The organism is Endozoicomonas acroporae, from assembly GCF_002864045.1.
Classification (GTDB): domain Bacteria; phylum Pseudomonadota; class Gammaproteobacteria; order Pseudomonadales; family Endozoicomonadaceae; genus Endozoicomonas; species Endozoicomonas acroporae.
In genome coordinates this window covers 1-17,866 of sequence record NZ_PJPV01000061.1, presented here as the reverse complement: position 1 = coordinate 17,866, position 17,866 = coordinate 1, and the positions used below count along the sequence as shown (strand labels likewise).

Sequence of the window (17,866 nt, the reverse complement as noted above, 5' to 3'; positions counted from 1 at the left end):
ACTTTTAACCGGCAAGCCGATACGAACCAGATGAAGAATTAATCAGAGGCTGATTATGTTCAGTGTCTCAGGTCTTTATTCCGGGCTGGATGTGAACTCCTTGGTGAACGCGCTGGTGAATGCTGAGCGGGCACCGACTGAGGCCCGGCTGAACCGGAGTGAACAGGCTTATACCGTGGAGTTAACGGCAGTAGCCCAGCTGAAATCATCACTGCAGTCATTTCAAACGGAATTGGAAAAACTGAATTCAGTGGAAGGTTTCAGTCCACGTTCTGCCAATATCAGTGATGATTCGGTGATCGGCGCTTCTGTTACCAGCGTTGCCCCAGAAGGTATTTATACTTTCACCGTGGATCAACTGGCCAGTCGCCATCAGTTAAGCTCCGCTGCCATTGCTGAGGGTGAAACCATTGGCACGGGTACCGCCAGTTTTACCGTTAATGGTGAAACCTTTGCCATTACCCTGGATGCTGGTAATGACACACTGACCGATTTACGGGATGCCATTAACAACACAACCGATAATACCGCCGTTCAGGCGACGTTGATCAATGATAATGGTCAGCAGAGATTGATGCTGGCCAGCCGTGAAAGTGGTGCTGATTATGTGATCAATGCGGATTTCAGTGGCTTGACCGGTGGCACCGTTGCCCTTGGGGCAATGACTGAGCTTCAGGCCGCTCAGAATGCCAGCATTCGATTTGGTAGTGGTGCATCCGCTATCATTATCACTTCTGCCGATAACACCTTTGAAAACCTGGTGGATGGCGTTTCGGTCAATGTTAAATCCGTTTCAACTACACCGGTCACTTTGGATATTTCTCTGGATAAGGCTGATGTCAGATCGTCAATCGAATCCTTTGTGTCCACCTGGAATAGCCTGAAGTCCACCTTTGATCAATTGACTGACGTTAACGGTGTGAATGCCGGTACATTGACTGGCGATGCCCAGACACGACTGCTCGAATCCCGGTTGCGTAAAGAACTCAGTAGTCTGGTCGGCGAAGACGGCGATGTATTTCGTACCCTCAGTGACATGGGTTTAAAAACTACCCGTACCGGAGAACTGGAAGTCGATGCCAGTCGTCTGGATAAAGCGCTGAACAACCATTTTGACGAGCTGGCTGTGGTGCTGGCTGGTGATAATGGCCTGATGTCCCGGCTGAACCAGCGGTTGGATAGCTACCTTGGCAGTGATGGTTCTCTGGCTGCCAGGGAAGATCGAATTAATGAGGCGGTCAACGACATCAGTGATGACCGGGAAGATCTTGAACTTCGTCTGGAACGGATACAGTCCTACTACGAGCAACAATTCCTTGCCATGGAAAACCTGCTGGCCTCGTTAAGCGGTACCAGTCAGTGGCTGACCAACAATCTGACGTCCATCAACAACAATAACCAGTAAATACGGAGCATGTATGAAGCGGCCAGGGATCAGCGCCTATCAACAGCAGCAGCGGGCTTCAGTGGAAGTGGCAAAGCCCGAGCAGCTGGTAGCAACACTGTTTAATAAGTTGATGGAGACACTGGCAAAAGCCCGTCACTACATGGAAGAACAAGACCTGGGTAAAAAGGTTGACCGAATTAATTTATCCATAGATATCCTGCTGGCGCTGGAACAATCCCTTGACCATGAGAAAGGCGGTGAACTGGCGGGTAATTTGCAGGCACTTTATCAGTACTGCATCAAACGACTGACCGAAGCCAATGCCAGTAATGATGTGACCATGATTGATGAAGTCGCCGGATTGATGGGAGAGATCAGAGAGGGGTGGCAGTCGGTTGTTAACGGTACTGTTGAGGACAGTGCGGTAGCCAGCGCAGGTTAAAAATGAAAGATCATAGCCTCTCCGTGACTGATTATGTTGATAAGCTGAGATCCTTTGAACTGGATCTTGAAGCATCTCTGGAATCAAAAGATTGGGATCGGATGATAGCTGTTAATCAGGATTTGCAGGGATTTTTTCAACAGATGTCGGATGCCGGTGTAACCAATCAGCCTCCGGTTCAGGGGGCCCTCGCCAGAGTACAGGTTTTGTGCAGCGCCCTGATGCAGGTATGTACCCGACACCGGGCTGATAGCCTGTCCGTGATCAAAAAAACTCGCAAGGATAGTTTGGCACTTTCCAGCTATCAGCGAGCCAGTAATTTCCGAAGGTTGTAATGGAAGCAATTCAGCATTTGCCCGTTACGAACCTCCCGGTGCCAGCAATGCCGCAGCAACAGGCTCCTTCTGGTGACCAACATTTTTTGTTTCATCGGATTTATCAGGAAATTGATGCTTCTGGAAATAACAATGGGTTGACAGACGTCCTGCCTGCCTTTCCAGAGCAGCTGATGTCCCGGAATGGGGAGCTTGAACAACCGTTAGAACCTTATGGGGGACAGCCCGCCTTGTCAGCAGGTTCTTTCACTCCTGCGATAATGCATCTTGGCAAGGCATCCTATTCTGACCTTGCTTCGTCAGATATTGGTCGGGCATTTTCAACACAAATGAGTTTGCAAGGGTCTGATTCTGTTCGTGCAGGTGCGGTAAACCAATACCCTGTATCTCCAGAGGTCGCAGAATTGGCGGATGGCCGAAATGAACGACTCCGGACGGTATCGGACATCAGCAATCAAACGATGTTGCCAGGCAATAGCTCAAAGCAGCTGTCTCAAGCACAATTGAGAAGCTCTGGAAGTGAGTCATTATCCATTGATAGAACGCTCTTTACCGGTGATTCAAAAACGCTAAATGGTATCCATGGCCAGGGCACAGCTCTGCCGACTGATGCTTTCAGCCAAACTGAACAGCCGCAGGGTATTGTGACTAAGGCAGCTGATCCCTTTTTGCCAGAAGTTCATCCTTTTATCGACCAGGTAAAGATTCGAGAGCAGGTACGTTTCAATCTGACTCCGCTCTCAGAAGCTGAACCCATTCATGGGAGTCAGGTTTCTCAAGGGGGAAAACTGCATGTGCCAGCTTCGGTTGAAGCCAATACCGAGACTCTGCAACAGAAGGCCATTGCCAATTCTCACAGGGAAGTCATTTTCCCTCAGTCACTATCTCCTCAACGCCTGGGCACTGAACTGATCCAGATGCTCAGAAAAGGCGAGACCGGGCTGGAAATCCGGCTTGATCCACCAGAACTTGGACGTCTATCGCTGTCTGTCTCCCTGGATGCAGAATCGCTCTCCCTTCAGGTGACCGCGTCTTCAGCCACTACCCGGGACCTGCTACTAAACCAGTCTGAACGACTGAGACAGGTTTTAGCCGAACACAATGTGGATTTATCAGAATTATCAGTCGATGTTCATTCCGGCCGGGGAGGGCAGGCCGGGAGGCATCAAGCGGCAAACATGGCCGCTTCAGAAACCCTGCTGCAAGCCGATTGGGGGAGTGACAATGTGGAGTATTTATCAGGTGCTCAGCTGTTTCGCTCCGGGGGAGGGCGACTGCTGGATCATTTTGTTTAATCGCCCTTGCTTTTTATCCCAGGGGCTTAATGGTGGCAGGGAGGCATGATGGCTGAAGAGACGGAGCAGGCGGAAGCGGCAGTGGAAAAGAAATCAGGCAAGGGTCTTATCATCATTCTTATCTTTTTGGTCCTCTTGCTGATTGCGGTTGGCGGGGGAGCCGCCTGGATGTTCATGCAACAGAAGAGTGAAGATCCCGACGAATTGGCAGTACCTCACTTCATGCAAATGGAACCATTTATCATCTCGCTCAAGAGTGAAAACCGTCCCCATTACCTGCAGATTAAATTGTCATTGATGAGCCGGGATCCTGAGGCATTGAAACAGTTGGAAACCTACCGCCCTATGATCCGCAATGAAATTATCCGGTATTTGAATACGTTGAAATATATGGATGTATTAAAGCCAGAAGCGCCTGATGCTATCCGCACAGAGACCATTTCCAGGGTTAATGACCTTTTGGTTAAAGAGCAGGTTGAGGTCACCATGGATGATCTGATTATTACCGATCTGGTAATTCAATAGTGTTCTGACCCTATGTCACTACAGCAACGCAAAGGGCTGAATGCCTACCAGAAACAGAGTGGAATGGCTTCCCGGGACGAACTTGTTCGGGAGCATCTGGGACTGGTGAAAAAAGTTGCGCTACATATCGCCGGAGCATTGGGGGGCGATGTGCCAAAAGATGACCTGTTGCAGGCAGGGATGATGGGCCTGCTGGATGCTGCGAGCCGTTTTGAGCCGGGGAAGAACATCCCGTTTGAGCAGTATGCCCGAATCCGGATCAGAGGAGCGGTGATCGATGAGCTTCGACACTGGGACTGGCGCAGCCGCACCGACCGTGAACATAGCCACAATATTCGGGATGCCATTCAGGCGTTGCAAAACCGGCTGGGGCGGTCGCCTTCAGAACAGGAAATCGCAGCAGAACTGGGTGTCAGTGTGGAGCGTTATCACCGGATGTTGCAGGGCGGAAGCTCTGGCACCTTGTTAAGCCTGGATGCGCTCACTCAGGGCGAAGCCAGTGCCAGTGTCATCGAAGTCAGCGATGACGATTCCATACAGATCATTACGGAAGGTGATGAGTGTAATAAAGCACTGACAAAAGCCCTGAAAGCGTTGCCCGAGAGAGAACAGCAACTGATGAACCTGTATTACGTTCATGAGTTCAATATGAAAGAGATTGGCCAGATACTGGAGCTGACTGAAGCCAGAATTTCTCAACTCCATCAGCAGGCATTATTGAGATTGCGCTCATTTATGGAAGAGTGGAGCAGGGAGCCCTGATATGAAAACTGTTGGTCTGCTGGCCATGCTGGGAAGTATTTTTGGCGGTTTTATGATTGCCGGCGGGAAGTTGATTTCAGTCTGGCAACCGGCGGAAATCCTGATAATTGCCGGCGGTGCCTTTGGTGCGTTCCTGATCGCCAACCCTATGGTCATCGTCCGTGCCACCGGACGTCATATGGCCTATATGGCCAAAGGAACCGGCTTTAACCGGGCCTACTTTGATGAGTTGTTAATGCTGTTGCACACCCTGTTTGAGATGGCCAGAAAAAAGGGGGGGAACAAGGTTCTTGAGGAGCATATCGAATCACCGGATACCAGTGACATCTTTAAGAAATTTCCTCTTATTCTGAAAACGCCACATATCTACGGCTTTATTGTGGAAAACCTTCGGCTGTCGTTAGTTGACGGTATCTCGGCTCATGAATACGAGCGAATTATTGAGCAGGAAATAGGAACAAAAGAGCATGAGATGATGCGTCCTGCTGTGGCGCTTCAGAATGTTTCTGATGCTTTACCAGGGTTCGGCATTCTGGCTGCGGTACTGGGAATAGTCATTACCATGAGTGCCATCAATGGCCCTATGGATCAGATCGGTGCCAGTATTGCCGCTGCATTGACAGGCACCTTTCTCGGCGTCTTCTTTGCCTACGGTCTGGTTGGTCCGGCAGCCACGGCTATTGGTCACTCGATAAATAATGAACTTCAGGCGTTTGATTGTATTCGTGTCTCGTTAGCCAGTTATAAATCCGGATTTCCACCCATCGTATCGGTGGATGCGGGGCGCAAAATACTCTACGACGATTGTCGTCCTAGCTTTGGTGAGCTGGAAAAAATGCTGGAAGGCCAGGCTTAATGGATATGGGAGCCTTTTGACGTGAAAGCCAAACGTGTAGGAGGAGGCGGGCATCATGGCGGGTCATGGAAGGTAGCCCTGGCCGACTTTGCTATCGCCATGATGGCGCTTTTCCTGTTGCTTTGGATCATGAATGCTACCGATGATGATACCAAGTCCGCTATTGCCGCTTATTTTGAAGACCCTGGTGCTTTTCGCCATAAAAGCAGCCTGAACCCAATTGACTTCGGTGGGCAGGATTCACTGGTAAGAGTCCCTAATCCGGGCCCGAGTATGCGAGGTCGGGAAGGGCCTGAAATCATTGGCGATGGTAATGCAGAAACGTTGAATGAAAATCCGGACTTCAAAGACCTTATGGATGAACTCCAGCGAATGATTGGGGGAGATGATGCCGCAGGCAAGTACGAAGACTTCATCTACCTTGAGCAGCTGGAGGAAGGCTTGCGCATTGTCATTCTGGACAATAACAAGCGCAACATGTTTGAAAGGGGAAGTTCCCGAATGAACCCTTTCTTTCAGGACTTGTTACTTGAGCTGGCACCAATTATTAATAATATCGATAATCGCCTGATGATCAGCGGCCATACCGATAGCTCAGGTTTTCAACGCTCTGATTATGGTAACTGGGAGTTGTCTGCTGCCAGGGCACAAGTGGCTCGTAAAACGTTACTGTTTGGTGGTCTATTTGAAGAAAAAGTTCTCATGGTGCTTGGCATGGCTGACCGTGTGCCCCGAGACCCAAAGCATCCTGAGTCCAGTGCCAACCGTAGAATTGAAATCATGGTTCTGGCTGATTATATGGAACGACAGGTTGAACGTATGTTTGCGCCTATTGATGAAGAAGGTCATGAGCATCATCCAACTCACAGCAATGAAATGCATGATGCTTTTGAGCGGGCAGAACGAAATCAGTTTGATTATCCCGGGTTTTGAATGTTTTAAATGGTGCGGATATTAAGGGGGCGATTTGTAAGTAGTTAACCAAATGAAATCATATATTTCTGGCTAAGTGGCCAGTCACTCTGCGGCGTTGCAACTCCGGTCACATAGCTACGGCTATGCTCCCTACGTTGCGCCTTGCATAGTAACTGCCCACTTAGCCAGAAATATACGATTCCATTTGGCCAACTACTTATCGAGTGGTTGAAACCTCCCCACCCTGCCGCTGCCACGTTTGCCCGTGGCCGTAACGGTCACGGCAAATAAGCTATAAAAAATTCATTTTTAATAAAATCTAGTTTTTTGAAATCTGGATCGGTTTTTCAGCAGTCTTTCCGGTTGAGATTGAGTGTTCAATATGTACTGTCTTTCTTTACAAAACATAGGTGCTGAATATTTTCCTAAATTAACGAATAAATAATTTTAAAGCTATCGTTTATTGCATTTAATTACAGAAGATATAAACCTGACTTTTTATCTCGACTTTAGAGTTCTCAAAGCACAATAGTTCAACAAAAATTTAATTAACTATTAATAGCAACCATCCCCAACGATGAAATTTGAGATGGTTGCCATGCTCACATCAGATCATCGAGTAATCCTTCAGGAGCTCGCTTTATATACAACCTTTCTTGCCGGAGCGCTATCACCAACCGCAGTACCAACGTTCTGCGAACTACTGTTCGGCTGTATGCTTTCAACCGATGGCTTTGTTACACAGGCACTTTTATCCATTGATTTCCATTGTGTGTGGAGCAGTTACCACCACTGGATCTCACAGGGTAAATGGCGATGGAAGCACCTGGCGTGTCGCTTGATCCGACTGGTCTGTTCAAAGGCACCGCCAGATGAGCCGATTACTCTTGCTCTTGATGACTGGGTGATAGAACGGTTTTCTGACAATGCCCCTGCTTGTCGTACCCACCATCAACACAGCAAAAAGACTAATCGACCTCAGTACATTTGGGGGCAATGCTGGGTGTCACTGGCCGTCATATTCGAACGGGTAGCAGACGAGGTTTTCACCGGCATCCCTATTATTTCATTTCCGGCCCCTGCTTCAGGTAACGCCAGCAAACTCAAAATCGCTGTTGCCATGCTCAAGGTTGTACGCAAGGAAGTACAGGATCGGGCACTACGGCTGGTAACGGACTGCTGGTACATGAATCGGACGCTGATGCAGCCAGCACTGGAAATGGATATAGAAGTCATTGCGGAAGGCCGCCCCGGTCAAATACCATCGAACCGGGCCCTTTATGCATTACCGACATTACCCGCAGTCAAAAAACCGGGACGTCCCAGAAAATACGGCACCAGGATGACTGCTGAGAAGGTAGAAAAACTCCCTGAGCACAAAGCCGTAGTATGGATGTATAGCAAGTTTCGCACCGTACGATATCGTACTCTGATTTGTCGGGCAAAATTCCTCAAAGGGCGAGAAATTCGGGTTGTCTGGAGCTGTTTTGAGAATGATAAGGGGCTGACTGAAAAAAGAATTTTCATCTCAACCAATACAGAACACGAAGGGCTTGATGTACTTCGGGGCTATGCAAAGCGGTGGCCAGTTGAGCCTATGTTTCACCAGCTCAAACATGCATTTGGCTGCTGTCATCTGTGGCAGCAAAAATTGAGAACACTTCTGCGCTGGATGCATTTGAAAATGGCAGGTTATGCATTATTACAGTTGTTGACCGTCTGCAAAAATCAGCCATGCCTGAAGATTTCCCGGATACCCTGGAGATCTCCGGATACAACAACCGCAGGCATGATGAGAATTGCCCTGTCACGAATTATTCCAAGGTTCCCTATTCGTAAGGGCTGGGATAGATATCATCAAAAATATGAGTTCAATTTCGATGAACTGCCCGGCCAGTTGAAGACAGATAAAGCAGAGGCTGCATAAATACAGCCATTTAGAGAAAAACCGGCAATAAAAGCGAACCTGAAAAAATTGTTCGCTGATGTCGGCTTGTTATTTTATTGAAACCTGGTCAGTCTTTCGTGTCATGCAAAGTCTAAAGTCGAGCAATATGATCGGAATCGAAAAATACACGCTCAAAGATGGCCAGACCGGTTGGCAGGTGAGTTTTTCAGCGACAAAGCCGAAACTGCAGGCAACCGAAGCTAACCCCGTTGGCACAGTTCATACCCGACGTTTCAGTTTTGCCAGATATGGAGAAGAAGCTTTTCAGAAAGCCCTGGAATGGTTTGAAAACAGCTATTACCAAAGTGCAGAAATAAAGATCAAATCTCCTGAAGCGGGGGGCTTTAAAGGGTAGGCAACAACCTTTCAATCACTGCGCCCAAACCGGCGGTTACGTTTCTGAAAATCGGCAATGGCGGCATCCAGATCCTGCGCCGTGAAATCCGGCCATAGGGTATCGCAGAAATAGAGCTCTGCATACGCACACTGCCACAACAGAAAGTTACTGATCCGCTGTTCGCCACTGGTGCGAATCAGCAAATCCACCGGCGGTGCTGACCCAGTGGCCAGGCTCTCTTCAATCTGTTCCGACTGAATCGAAAACGGATCAAGGTCCTGCGCTTTTACCGTGGCCGCCAGCTGTCGAAATGCCCTGGTAATATCCCAATGACCTCCATAATTCACAGCTACCATCAGGGTCATGGCACGACAATGCTGTGTCGCTGTTTCGCACTGCTGAATAGCTGTTTGAATTTGCGGACTTAGCGCCGAAACATCACCAATAATCTTCAGGCGGATATCATATTCCGTCAGCTTCAGGGCTTCCTTCTTCAGCGCATTCAGAAGCATCTGCATCAAGCCGGTCACTTCCGCTTCGGGCCTTCGCCAGTTCTCGCTGGAAAAGGCAAAAAGTGTAAGATATGGAATGCCCAACTCCCGACACCGTTTGATCACCTCTCGTACCGTATTCAATGCAGCCCGATGTCCGGACAGGCTTGGTAACAACTTATGCCGGGCCCAGCGGTTATTACCATCCATGATAATGGCAATATGTTCAGGCAGTCTAAGAGTAGAGTCAGCAATAGCCATAAGCGAGAGCATTACAAAAGATCATCATCACGGATGATTTATCAGGAAGGGAAAAAGAAGTGTAGCAAGAAACAAACGATGCAAGACTAACAGAAGGGTTTGGCAGGCAAAACAAAGATTGCCCCCGGGAGCCCGGGAGCAAAAAACAAATCAGTTCGGGCTGACTGCCGGTGGCTTGTCGCTGGAACCGCCAGAAGCTGGAGGCGGTGGAGGCGGAGGTGTGGTCGCAGCCGGAGCCTGTGCAGGCGTCTCAGCTGGAGCTTCACTCAGTTCCGCTTCAGCTTCAGACTCAGCCTGGATATTGGTACCCGTATAGCCACTCTGGGCAACCTGCTGTTCGGCAGTTTCAGCAGCTTGCTGAACGGCCTGCTGGGCAGCCGGGTTATTTGCCAGCTGAGCTGTTGCAGCGCTGGTAATGGATGCTTTTTGAGCTGGCGCAGCCTGTACCGCAACATAAACGATCTGTGCCGCCTGCTCAGGGTAAGCTCTGATCGCTTCACTCACCAGGGCACTCAGCAGCTGAGGATTATTAGCCAGCTGTGCCGCCGCATCGGCAATCAGGGAATCAATAGAAACACCCTGGGTTTGCACGGCTTTGGCCAGCGCATCAGCAGCAGGCATACGGGTAAGGTCTGTGGCCAGGTCCGCCCGGGCCACTCCTGTCATTGCTGACAGCGCCAGTATGGTGGCTGCAACAAATTGTTTTTTCATGAATATCCTTTCGATTCCAATCGAGTCAGGAGTAGGCCATACCGCAGGAAAACCCGATAAACAGTATTGCCGTGATAAGTACTGGCCTGCCGTTCTTTTAAAAATCGTAGAAACGTACAATAACCAGCTGGAAATTATATTGATATTATCTTTATAATACAATCCGTGTCGTATAGTGGGCAGGGTTCGTTTATCGCCCTGATGCTTAGTAACAGTGCTGTCTGGCCGTTGGTGCCACACTGTGCGACCTGAATACATTATGCAAATGCCACTATCGGCGGTCATTACAGGACAACAGGGTAATATAAATGAAGGGGTTACAGTTAAGTAAACTCACACTGGCGGTTGCGCTGGCGGGTTATGGTGTCAGTGCGGTTGCAGCCGTTGAAGATGCCGGACATATCAATCTTGGTCCGGTGGAAATGACCCCGATGGCAACACTGGGTATGGGTTATGACGACAACGTCTTCCGTGAAGGCGGTGACAAAGCGAATGCTAATAAAGGCTCTGCCGTTTATAAGCTGGATGCTTCTGCCGCATTCAAAGCTCAACAGGGACTGAGCACTTACGAAGCAACCCTGGCAGCCAAAAACACCAGCTTCTCCAGTGAGTCCGACGCTAACTATATCGACTATGGCATGACTGGTAAGATTCACCAGGACTTTAACAGCCGCAACCGTCTTGATGTGGATTTTGACCTGGGTCGATACCACGATGACGGCTCAACCATTAGCACAATCAATAAAGAAGCTCCGGAATATACCCGCACCAAAGGTGGTTTGAAATACGGCTTCGGCTCCATGGAAGCGATGTTCCGCACAGATCTGTTTGGTAACTACAGCAAGCAGAAATACCAGGAAACCAATGGCGATCCAGAAGGTAATAACCGCAAGAGCACAGAATACGGTGCTACCGGCTACTACCGCTTTATGCCAAAGACCGACGCTCTGATTGAAATCAAACAGCGTGAGCTTGACTACACAGATGCCGACAAAGACGGCTACGACGTCACCAGCTATCTGGTCGGTTTAAACTGGGAAGCCACTGCCAAAACCTCTGGCTATGTTAAAGTGGGTCGCCGTGAGCGAGACAGCAAAAATGCTAACACCTCTTCAGACAGCTCCAGCGGCTGGGAAGTAGGTGTCAGTTACATGCCTGTTGATCACTCAGTATTCCAGCTGAGCACCAGCAAAGACTACGGCTTTGACTCTGAAGACCCAAGTGCAACCAACCCGCTTTTCACTGACGGGATTACCAGCTCTCTTAACTGGAACCATCAGTGGACCAGCAAAATCAGCACGAATGCGAAATACAGCCTTACCAAAGAAGATATCGTCGATGGTGATGGCGCTACCCAGAAAGATCGTACTATTAACCAGTTCGGCATTTCTGCTGACTGGAAGGTAATGCGTAACGCTACCGTATCACTCTCTTATGATCTCACCGACCGTGATGAATCCAATAAAGTGGCCAACGGCGGCGCAGAAAGCTACAAGCGTAATGCCTACATGCTCACAGGCACGATCGCCCTCTAATACATTCTGGTCGTTTTTTTACTGAAAAAACGTCAAATGTTTTTTATATCCGACAGGCTGGTGTAAAATCCAGCCTGTTTTTTTTCACCCATTTCCAGACAGCCCTGAGAAACAAAATGGCCAGGGGGTCGCCAAAGACAACTCAATGGAAACTTGCCAGTTAGGTTTTGATAATGAAATCCGCCCATTTGAATAACCCTTTTTTACGTTTGAAGGAACTCCTGGCATTCGCCCTGATCATAAGCTTCAGTGGCTTCCTGTCTGCCGCCGAGCCCATGAGCCTGTCCCGCTATGAGCTAGGTTCCGGCGACAAAATCAGCATTTCGGTCTACGGCGAAGAAGATATGGAGAAAGAGCTGATCCTGACCGATGCCGGCACCATTTCCTATCCGTTCCTGGGAGAATTCAAAGCCAAGGGGCTCACTGTCGGCCAGCTGGAAGCACTGATTACCAAACGACTGAAGCAGGGTTATTTTATTGATCCACGAGTCAGCGTATCGATTAAGGAATATCGCAAATTTTTTGTCAGTGGCGAGGTGAAATCCCCCGGAGGTTTTTCCTTTGAACCCGGTTTGACCCTGGAGAAAGCCGTTGCCCTGGCGGGAGGATTTACCCAGCGTGCTTCCAAAAAAGGCATTATGGTCACCCGTGAAGAGAATGGAAAAGCCATTGAGCGAGAACTGTCGCTGAATGACTCCGTTTTACCCGGTGACATTATTGTTATCAATGAAAGCTTCTTCTGATATGGCCTCTGTACTGAATACTCTTTTTGGTAGCCACGGAGACACGAAGGCACGGAGAAAAGAATTAATCTTTTCCTCCGTGCCTCCGTGTCTCTGGGGCCAAAAAACACCATCTAACGAACGCTGCCACCCTGCCGGTACTAACCACTAACATGACTACAGAAACCAAACCCGCATCGCCCCCGTCGCAGGCCAGAGCGTTGCAAGATGATGATATTATAGACCTGCGCCAGATATTCCATGTCCTGAACAGCCACCGCTGGGCCATTCTCGGTTTTACTTTTGCCGTAACCCTGGTTGCCATCCTGGTGGTGTTCTCCATGACCCCCATCTATCAGGCGACATCAGTCTTACAGATTGAACAGGAACAGGCCAAAGTCGTCTCCATTGAAGAGATCTACGGCATTGAAGGCGGGAATGACAGCTACTTGAACACCCAGTTTGAAGTATTGAAATCCCGTGGTGTACTGGAAAAGGTGGTTAATAAACTGAACCTGGTTAACAATCCGGAATTCAATGGCCGTCTGCGGGAAGCTCCCTGGTACTCAGGATTGCTGGACTGGCGCAGCTGGTTTGGCCTGCAGGAGCCGGAAGAAGCCGACGATGCCACCCTCATTATGCGGGACACCATCAATGTGCTGAGCGAACATGTCACCATTGAACCGGTGCGTAAAACCCAGATCGTAAAAATTCATGCCGAGTCTGAAAACCCACAACTGGCCGCCAAAATCGCCAACGCCATTGCCAATGCCTATATCGAATCCTATATGGAATCGAAACTATCCCTCACGCTCAATGCCACCGATTGGATGCAGGGTCGTCTGGGTGAACTGTCCGAAAAACTGAAAATTGCCGAACAGGAGCTGCAGGACTACCGTGAGCAGGAACAGTTAATCGACCTGCAAGGCGTGCTGACCGTCTCCAGCAATGAATTGAAAGCACTGACCGACTCCCTGGTTCAGGTGCGCAACAAACTGGCCGTTTCCGAGAACATCTATAAGCGGATACGCTCCGGGGAGATGAAGAAAGGTGATAACCAATCCCTGCAGGCAGTATTGCAACATCCGTTAATTCAGGACCTGAAGCAGGATGAATCCAAGCTGGAACGCCAGGTGCTGGAGCTTTCCCGCCGATACGGACCAAAGCACCCGAAAATGATCTCCGCCCACTCGGAGCTGGAAAGCATCCGCCAGAACCTGACTATGCAAATCCGCAATATTGTGGAAGGGGTTGAGCGGGACTATGAAATTGATAAAGCCAACGAGAAAAGCCTGCAGATTGCTGTAGACAAAGTGAAGGCCACGGTTCAGGAGATCAACCGCAAACAGTTCCGCCTGCGTTCCCTTGAGCGGGAAGTCCAGACCAATAAAGACCTGTACGACGCTTTCTTTAAACGGATTCAGGAGACATCGGCTACCAGCGACCTGCAAACCGCCAATGCCCGTATTGTGGATCAGGCGTTTACCCCTGAAATTCCGGTGAAGCCCAAGAAGAAGCTGATTGTTGGTATTGCTGCGCTGTTGGGATTGATGGTGTCCTGTGGTATTGCCTTCCTGCTGGAAATGCTCAACAACACCATTCGTACGACGAAAGACGTTGAAGAGAAGCTGAATCTGCCAGTGCTGGGTGTATTACCCAAACTCACCGACAAAAAACTCGCCGACCATGTGTTCAACCTGTTTAATGACAAGGAACAGCACGGTTTTGGTGAGGCGGTACGCACCATTCGCACCAGTATTAACCTGACCGCCATGGATAAGGAGCATCGGGTATTTGCCGTTACCTCCACCGTGCCCGGCGAAGGTAAATCCTCCACGGCCTCCAACCTGGCACTGGCTCTTGGGCAGCTGGGTAAAACCCTGTTGGTGGACTGCGACCTGCGTCGTCCGGTGGTGGGTAAAAACTTCCATATTAAAGGCGGTTCTGCCGGGTTGGCGAACCTGTTGGCGGGTACGGCCAATGTCAGTGATGCGGTGCATAAGCTTGAGGATATTGATGTTATCCCCTGCGGCCTGGTGCCACCGAATCCACAGGAGCTGCTATCTGCTGAGCAGTTCGGAACCCTGGTCAAAAAGCTCAAAGAGCAGTATGACTACGTGGTGCTGGACTGTCCGCCGGTGCAGAGTGTCAGCGATGTACTGATGGTCTCCCGTCATTGCGATGGACTGGTCTATGTGGTTGAGGCCGGGCGCATGCAAACCAATGCGGTTCAGGTTGCCGTGGGTCGATTATTGCAGGCAGGAGCTCCAGTGACCGGCGCGGTATTGAACAAAATCAACCCGAATCAGAAAGATGCCTATGGGTATAACCAGGGGTATTACGATGCTACCGGTTACTACTCTTCTACGACATAGCATTGATACTGGCTCGATAAAAATTTGCCACGGAGACACAGGTGTGACACGAGAGCAGAGTCGGTCTGCTCGCAACTGCAATTGAGATGGAGGCAGGCCCTCCGGTGGCGGCTTCTGGAAGCAGCCACCAAACCACCGTAAGCTGCGCAGGTAAAGAGCCGACGTGGTGAGCGTTACGGAAAAGGCGCAGCTTGACTGCGTCAGGTGTGAAATCAGGAGATGAACGCAAGTAAACAACTGATGACGTCTCGAAACGTGGTCCGATGGCATCGAAAATGGAGGGTTGTGTTGCTCCAGTTCAGGGGATAGCCAGTTACTGCCTGAGCGGTGTCCGGGATATAGGTGGCATGAACTGATTTCAGGCTCTTTTGTGGAACGTGGGAATCTGTCGTTCTGGTGTTAAGGGAGCCAGCCAAGCAGCTGAACTGCACAGGCTGTGAGTACCGATACAGAGCACAGAGGAGGACCAGTCCGGTGTAGTGATGAAGCCTCCGTAATGGAGGTGGAGCGAAAGGACTGGCTTATCCGGTTGAAGCAACAGATCAACCGTCATTTATAGCGTTGTTTATAAAACGGGATGAGTCTGATGACTGAAACAAAACCGTTCACAATTTCGAAACAGCTTGTTTATCAAGCGTGGCTGAGAGTGAAAGCGAACAAGGGAGATCCTGAACGTTCAGGCGGAGGCCTGTAAAACCTGACAAGCCTGAAAGCAAGGAGGGTTTGATGACGTTCAGGAAGTCAGACCAGCTGATAGTACTCCGAGGCGGGGAGAGCCCGTCACATGGGAAAGCGGCTGGCGGTATTTGAGCCTTTCCAAGGGAAACATGGGCTTCACATCAGAGGGAGTTACGGTCTTCTACACAGTGAGAAGGTAAACCAGCTATGGCAACGAAACTGGAAAGGGTAGCAGCAAAAGCCCGGAGTAATCCGAAACTTCGCTTCACCAGTTTGGCTCATCACATCACACCGGAAAGTCTTTGCATGAATCTGCATAAAATTCCCGGCAAGACATCACCCGGCGTTGATGGGCTGACAATGGAAGAGACAAAGAAAGGCTTCAGGCAATGGCTTGAACAAACGCTGACGTCTATTCATCGACAGGCTTAGCCGATGTATTGAATGCCATCTATGAACAGGATTTTCTGCCCTGTTCCATGGGAGGCAGGTCGGGCATAAGTAGTTAACCAAATGAAATCATATATTTCTGACTAAGTGGGCAGTCACTCTGCGGCGTTGCAACTCCGGTCACATAGCTACGGCTATGCTCCCTACGTTGCGCCTTGCATAGTAACTGCCCACTTAGCCAGAAATATACGATTCCATTTGGCCAACTACTTAGGAGCGCACAATGCGCTATCCACCTTTAATGAGGTGGTGTCAGGTCGCAAAGTGAGTTGGGTGTTTGAGGCTGATCTGAAGAATTTCTTTGGAAGTCTTGATCATGGATGGCTGCTTCGTTTTGTTGAACACCGGGTCGGTGATCCCAGAATCCTGAACTTGACCCGTCGTTGGTTAAAGGCGGGAGTAATGGAAACAGGGGATCTGCATGAGAGTGAGGAGGGTACGCTGCAAGGAGGGCCTGTCAGTGTCATCTTAAGTAACCTGTATCTGCATTACGTGCTCGACCTTTGGTTTGAGCGCAAGGTTAAGCCCTGTTTAAAAGGGGAAGCCTGGTTAATCAGGTATGTTGACGATTTTGTGGTGTGCTTTCAGCACCGCAGTGATGCGGAACGTTTCATGAATGTGCTGCCAAGGCGGTTGGGCAAATTTGGTCTGAAGCTGGAGCCGGATAAAACCCGGTTGGTTGAGTTCGGACGATTTGCTCATCGGCAAAAGAAGCGGCCAGAAACGGTCTACTTTCTTGGATTTACTCATTGAGGGGGTTGGAGTTGCAATTGGCAGTTCCTTCTACCCGGTCCTGAGGGGGAGGTTACCTTGGGCGACTCGACAGACACGGAGTTTTTTTAAGGCTCTTTTCGGATTCCAGACTGCTATGTAACCAGCAAATTGACCAAGGGCTGAAGGATGCTCTTACCTCTTCGACCAATATTATGCAAAAACTCAAAAAAGCCAAGGTAGATGGGCAAAGCCTCCTGAGATATTCCCCTGTGAGGCCTTAGCCACGAACGGAGTAATGACCAAAATCCCTCCATGGTGTTCACATGAACCTCGTAAATACCGTCTTTGTCGTCATCGCGGGCGTACTCTCCTTTGCCGTGACAGACGGTTTTATGCTTGTAGCCCCATGTTTCAAGGTCATTGTAGATATTATATTCATCGGTATAAACCTGGCTTTCCAAGACTACGTGCTTCTTGATAAAGGGTTCGATAGTCGCCTTCTTAACATTCGACAACATGTTAATAATAACCTGGCCACCCCTTTGAATCATGCCCAGTACTGGCGGCTTATCCTTTTCAAGTGTGCCACGACCTGGAGCGCCTTTGAGCCTCCTTTTTCTTGGTGGACGCTCCAGATTTTTTTAATGCTTCAGGGTGGCCCTTGTGACCAGCAACAATGTAAACCTCGTCAAACTCAACCTCCCCCTCAAGAGTGACCTCAGGCTTTCGATCAACCACACCTGTTCGTAGTACCGTGGTCATGTGATGTGTATCGCTGGGGCACAGATCGAGTTCCTGAGCAATCTGATTGTTGGAGACATTCAGCCCCATTAAATAGAGGCAGGCAACCCAGACCTTGAGCGGCTGGTGATGTCCAGAGAAAACCGTGTTTGTCAGGTCATCAAAATAACGCTTACAGTTTTTGCAGTAATAATGCTGGCACTCTATTTGTACATTGTCGTGTCCATTCTTTTTGATATGGTCAGAATCACAGTGCGGGCAGCGAACAATATCATCAGGCCATCGGTTCTCGCGGATCATTTCATAACAGGTTTCATTGCTGATGAGATCGGAAATTCGTCCTATATTCATGAATAACCCTGCTGCTGCTACTTTTCCAGCAAAGG

Annotated in this window: 19 protein-coding genes; 15 read left to right on the top strand and 4 right to left on the bottom strand. The window is 49.4% G+C overall.

The genetic code is table 11. The features are described from left to right. Nucleotides 1-55 precede the first annotated feature (55 nt). The 10 genes from fliD (at nt 56) to CX664_RS11000 (ending at nt 8,820) form a co-directional block, all read left to right on the top strand. A complete protein-coding gene (gene fliD / locus CX664_RS11045; RefSeq protein ID WP_101746786.1) occupies nt 56-1,405 on the top strand; it encodes a flagellar filament capping protein FliD in 1,350 nt (449 codons plus the stop codon). A 13-nt stretch (nt 1,406-1,418) separates the two neighbouring features. Then, nucleotides 1,419-1,829 carry a flagellar export chaperone FliS gene (gene fliS / locus CX664_RS11040; protein WP_101746785.1) on the top strand — a complete coding sequence of 137 codons (411 nt, stop codon included), beginning with the start codon at nt 1,419-1,421 and terminating at the stop codon, nt 1,827-1,829. A gap of 2 nt (nt 1,830-1,831) precedes the next feature. Continuing rightward, nucleotides 1,832-2,164: a hypothetical protein gene (locus CX664_RS11035; protein WP_101746784.1), complete on the top strand. Its 333-nt coding sequence runs from the start codon at nt 1,832-1,834 to the stop codon at nt 2,162-2,164. After that, on the top strand, nt 2,164-3,459 hold the full coding sequence (locus CX664_RS11030; RefSeq protein WP_101746783.1) for a flagellar hook-length control protein FliK: 1,296 nt from the start codon (nt 2,164-2,166) through the stop codon (nt 3,457-3,459). The genes CX664_RS11035 and CX664_RS11030 overlap by 1 nt, the downstream gene beginning before the upstream one ends. 45 nt (nt 3,460-3,504) lie before the next feature. Continuing rightward, complete coding sequence (locus tag CX664_RS11025) at nt 3,505-3,984, top strand: flagellar basal body-associated FliL family protein (protein ID WP_101746782.1); 480 nt, start codon at nt 3,505-3,507, stop codon at nt 3,982-3,984. 12 nt (nt 3,985-3,996) lie between these two features. Beyond that, nucleotides 3,997-4,746 carry a sigma-70 family RNA polymerase sigma factor gene (locus tag CX664_RS11020; protein ID WP_101746781.1) on the top strand — a complete coding sequence of 250 codons (750 nt, stop codon included), beginning with the start codon at nt 3,997-3,999 and terminating at the stop codon, nt 4,744-4,746. 1 nt (nt 4,747) lies between these two features. Next, complete coding sequence (gene motA, locus CX664_RS11015; protein ID WP_101746780.1) at nt 4,748-5,602, top strand: flagellar motor stator protein MotA; 855 nt, start codon at nt 4,748-4,750, stop codon at nt 5,600-5,602. Nucleotides 5,603-5,623: 21 nt separating this feature from the next. Next, on the top strand, nt 5,624-6,535 hold the full coding sequence (locus CX664_RS11010; RefSeq protein WP_101746779.1) for a flagellar motor protein MotB: 912 nt from the start codon (nt 5,624-5,626) through the stop codon (nt 6,533-6,535). A 580-nt stretch (nt 6,536-7,115) separates the two neighbouring features. After that, a complete protein-coding gene (locus CX664_RS11005; RefSeq protein WP_180966457.1) occupies nt 7,116-8,444 on the top strand; it encodes an IS701 family transposase in 1,329 nt (442 codons plus the stop codon). Between the two features lie 127 nt (nt 8,445-8,571). After that, nucleotides 8,572-8,820, top strand: a complete 249-nt coding sequence (locus CX664_RS11000) for an RNA-binding protein (protein WP_145999945.1) — start codon at nt 8,572-8,574, stop codon at nt 8,818-8,820. 11 nt (nt 8,821-8,831) lie between these two features. On the opposite strand, the gene uppS is transcribed toward CX664_RS11000, so the two are convergent. Together uppS and CX664_RS10990 are read right to left on the bottom strand one after the other, a co-directional pair. After that, nucleotides 8,832-9,566 carry a polyprenyl diphosphate synthase gene (gene uppS / locus CX664_RS10995; RefSeq protein ID WP_241693431.1) on the bottom strand — a complete coding sequence of 245 codons (735 nt, stop codon included), beginning with the start codon at nt 9,564-9,566 and terminating at the stop codon, nt 8,832-8,834. A 138-nt stretch (nt 9,567-9,704) separates the two neighbouring features. Beyond that, the gene (locus CX664_RS10990) at nt 9,705-10,265 is read right to left on the bottom strand and encodes a hypothetical protein (protein WP_101746776.1); all 561 of its coding nucleotides are present in this window, start codon (nt 10,263-10,265) and stop codon (nt 9,705-9,707) included. A gap of 308 nt (nt 10,266-10,573) precedes the next feature. Here CX664_RS10990 and CX664_RS10985 point away from each other — a divergent pair, with 308 nt between their 5' ends. The 5 genes from CX664_RS10985 to CX664_RS10960 all read left to right on the top strand — a co-directional run bounded on the left by CX664_RS10985 (nt 10,574) and on the right by CX664_RS10960 (nt 16,778). Beyond that, nucleotides 10,574-11,800 carry an outer membrane beta-barrel protein gene (locus CX664_RS10985; RefSeq protein WP_101746775.1) on the top strand — a complete coding sequence of 409 codons (1,227 nt, stop codon included), beginning with the start codon at nt 10,574-10,576 and terminating at the stop codon, nt 11,798-11,800. A 173-nt stretch (nt 11,801-11,973) separates the two neighbouring features. Then, entirely contained in the window at nt 11,974-12,543 is a 570-nt protein-coding gene (locus tag CX664_RS10980; RefSeq protein WP_174783929.1) for a polysaccharide biosynthesis/export family protein, read from the top strand. A gap of 152 nt (nt 12,544-12,695) precedes the next feature. After that, nucleotides 12,696-14,897 (top strand): GumC family protein, encoded by a 2,202-nt coding sequence (locus CX664_RS10975; RefSeq protein ID WP_101746774.1) that lies wholly within the window; start codon nt 12,696-12,698, stop codon nt 14,895-14,897. An 885-nt stretch (nt 14,898-15,782) separates the two neighbouring features. Continuing rightward, a complete protein-coding gene (locus tag CX664_RS10965; RefSeq protein WP_101746772.1) occupies nt 15,783-16,007 on the top strand; it encodes a hypothetical protein in 225 nt (74 codons plus the stop codon). A 216-nt stretch (nt 16,008-16,223) separates the two neighbouring features. Beyond that, nucleotides 16,224-16,778, top strand: coding sequence for a reverse transcriptase domain-containing protein (locus CX664_RS10960; protein ID WP_163372259.1), 555 nt, complete (start codon nt 16,224-16,226; stop codon nt 16,776-16,778). A gap of 113 nt (nt 16,779-16,891) precedes the next feature. On the opposite strand, the gene CX664_RS27000 is transcribed toward CX664_RS10960, so the two are convergent. Both CX664_RS27000 and CX664_RS26995 read right to left on the bottom strand, forming a co-directional pair. Continuing rightward, on the bottom strand, nt 16,892-17,374 hold the full coding sequence (locus CX664_RS27000; protein ID WP_219622168.1) for an IS1595 family transposase: 483 nt from the start codon (nt 17,372-17,374) through the stop codon (nt 16,892-16,894). Then, on the bottom strand, nt 17,316-17,866 hold a 551-nt coding region (locus CX664_RS26995; RefSeq protein ID WP_219622167.1), incomplete at its 5' end, for an IS1/IS1595 family N-terminal zinc-binding domain-containing protein. The genes CX664_RS27000 and CX664_RS26995, both read right to left, overlap by 59 nt.

Coding starts and splice junctions, on each gene's coding strand:
- CX664_RS11030 (WP_101746783.1), top strand. CDS start 2,164: ATGGAAGCAATTCAGCATTTGCCCGTTACGAACCTCCCGGTGCCAGCA.
- CX664_RS11035 (WP_101746784.1), top strand. CDS start 1,832: ATGAAAGATCATAGCCTCTCCGTGACTGATTATGTTGATAAGCTGAGA.
- CX664_RS11025 (WP_101746782.1), top strand. CDS start 3,505: ATGATGGCTGAAGAGACGGAGCAGGCGGAAGCGGCAGTGGAAAAGAAA.
- fliS (WP_101746785.1), top strand. CDS start 1,419: ATGAAGCGGCCAGGGATCAGCGCCTATCAACAGCAGCAGCGGGCTTCA.
- CX664_RS11020 (WP_101746781.1), top strand. CDS start 3,997: ATGTCACTACAGCAACGCAAAGGGCTGAATGCCTACCAGAAACAGAGT.
- fliD (WP_101746786.1), top strand. CDS start 56: ATGTTCAGTGTCTCAGGTCTTTATTCCGGGCTGGATGTGAACTCCTTG.
- CX664_RS10985 (WP_101746775.1), top strand. CDS start 10,574: ATGAAGGGGTTACAGTTAAGTAAACTCACACTGGCGGTTGCGCTGGCG.
- CX664_RS11000 (WP_145999945.1), top strand. CDS start 8,572: ATGATCGGAATCGAAAAATACACGCTCAAAGATGGCCAGACCGGTTGG.
- CX664_RS10980 (WP_174783929.1), top strand. CDS start 11,974: ATGAAATCCGCCCATTTGAATAACCCTTTTTTACGTTTGAAGGAACTC.
- motA (WP_101746780.1), top strand. CDS start 4,748: ATGAAAACTGTTGGTCTGCTGGCCATGCTGGGAAGTATTTTTGGCGGT.
- CX664_RS10965 (WP_101746772.1), top strand. CDS start 15,783: ATGGCAACGAAACTGGAAAGGGTAGCAGCAAAAGCCCGGAGTAATCCG.
- uppS (WP_241693431.1), bottom strand. CDS start 9,566: ATGCTCTCGCTTATGGCTATTGCTGACTCTACTCTTAGACTGCCTGAA.
- CX664_RS10990 (WP_101746776.1), bottom strand. CDS start 10,265: ATGAAAAAACAATTTGTTGCAGCCACCATACTGGCGCTGTCAGCAATG.
- CX664_RS10975 (WP_101746774.1), top strand. CDS start 12,696: ATGACTACAGAAACCAAACCCGCATCGCCCCCGTCGCAGGCCAGAGCG.
- CX664_RS11005 (WP_180966457.1), top strand. CDS start 7,116: ATGCTCACATCAGATCATCGAGTAATCCTTCAGGAGCTCGCTTTATAT.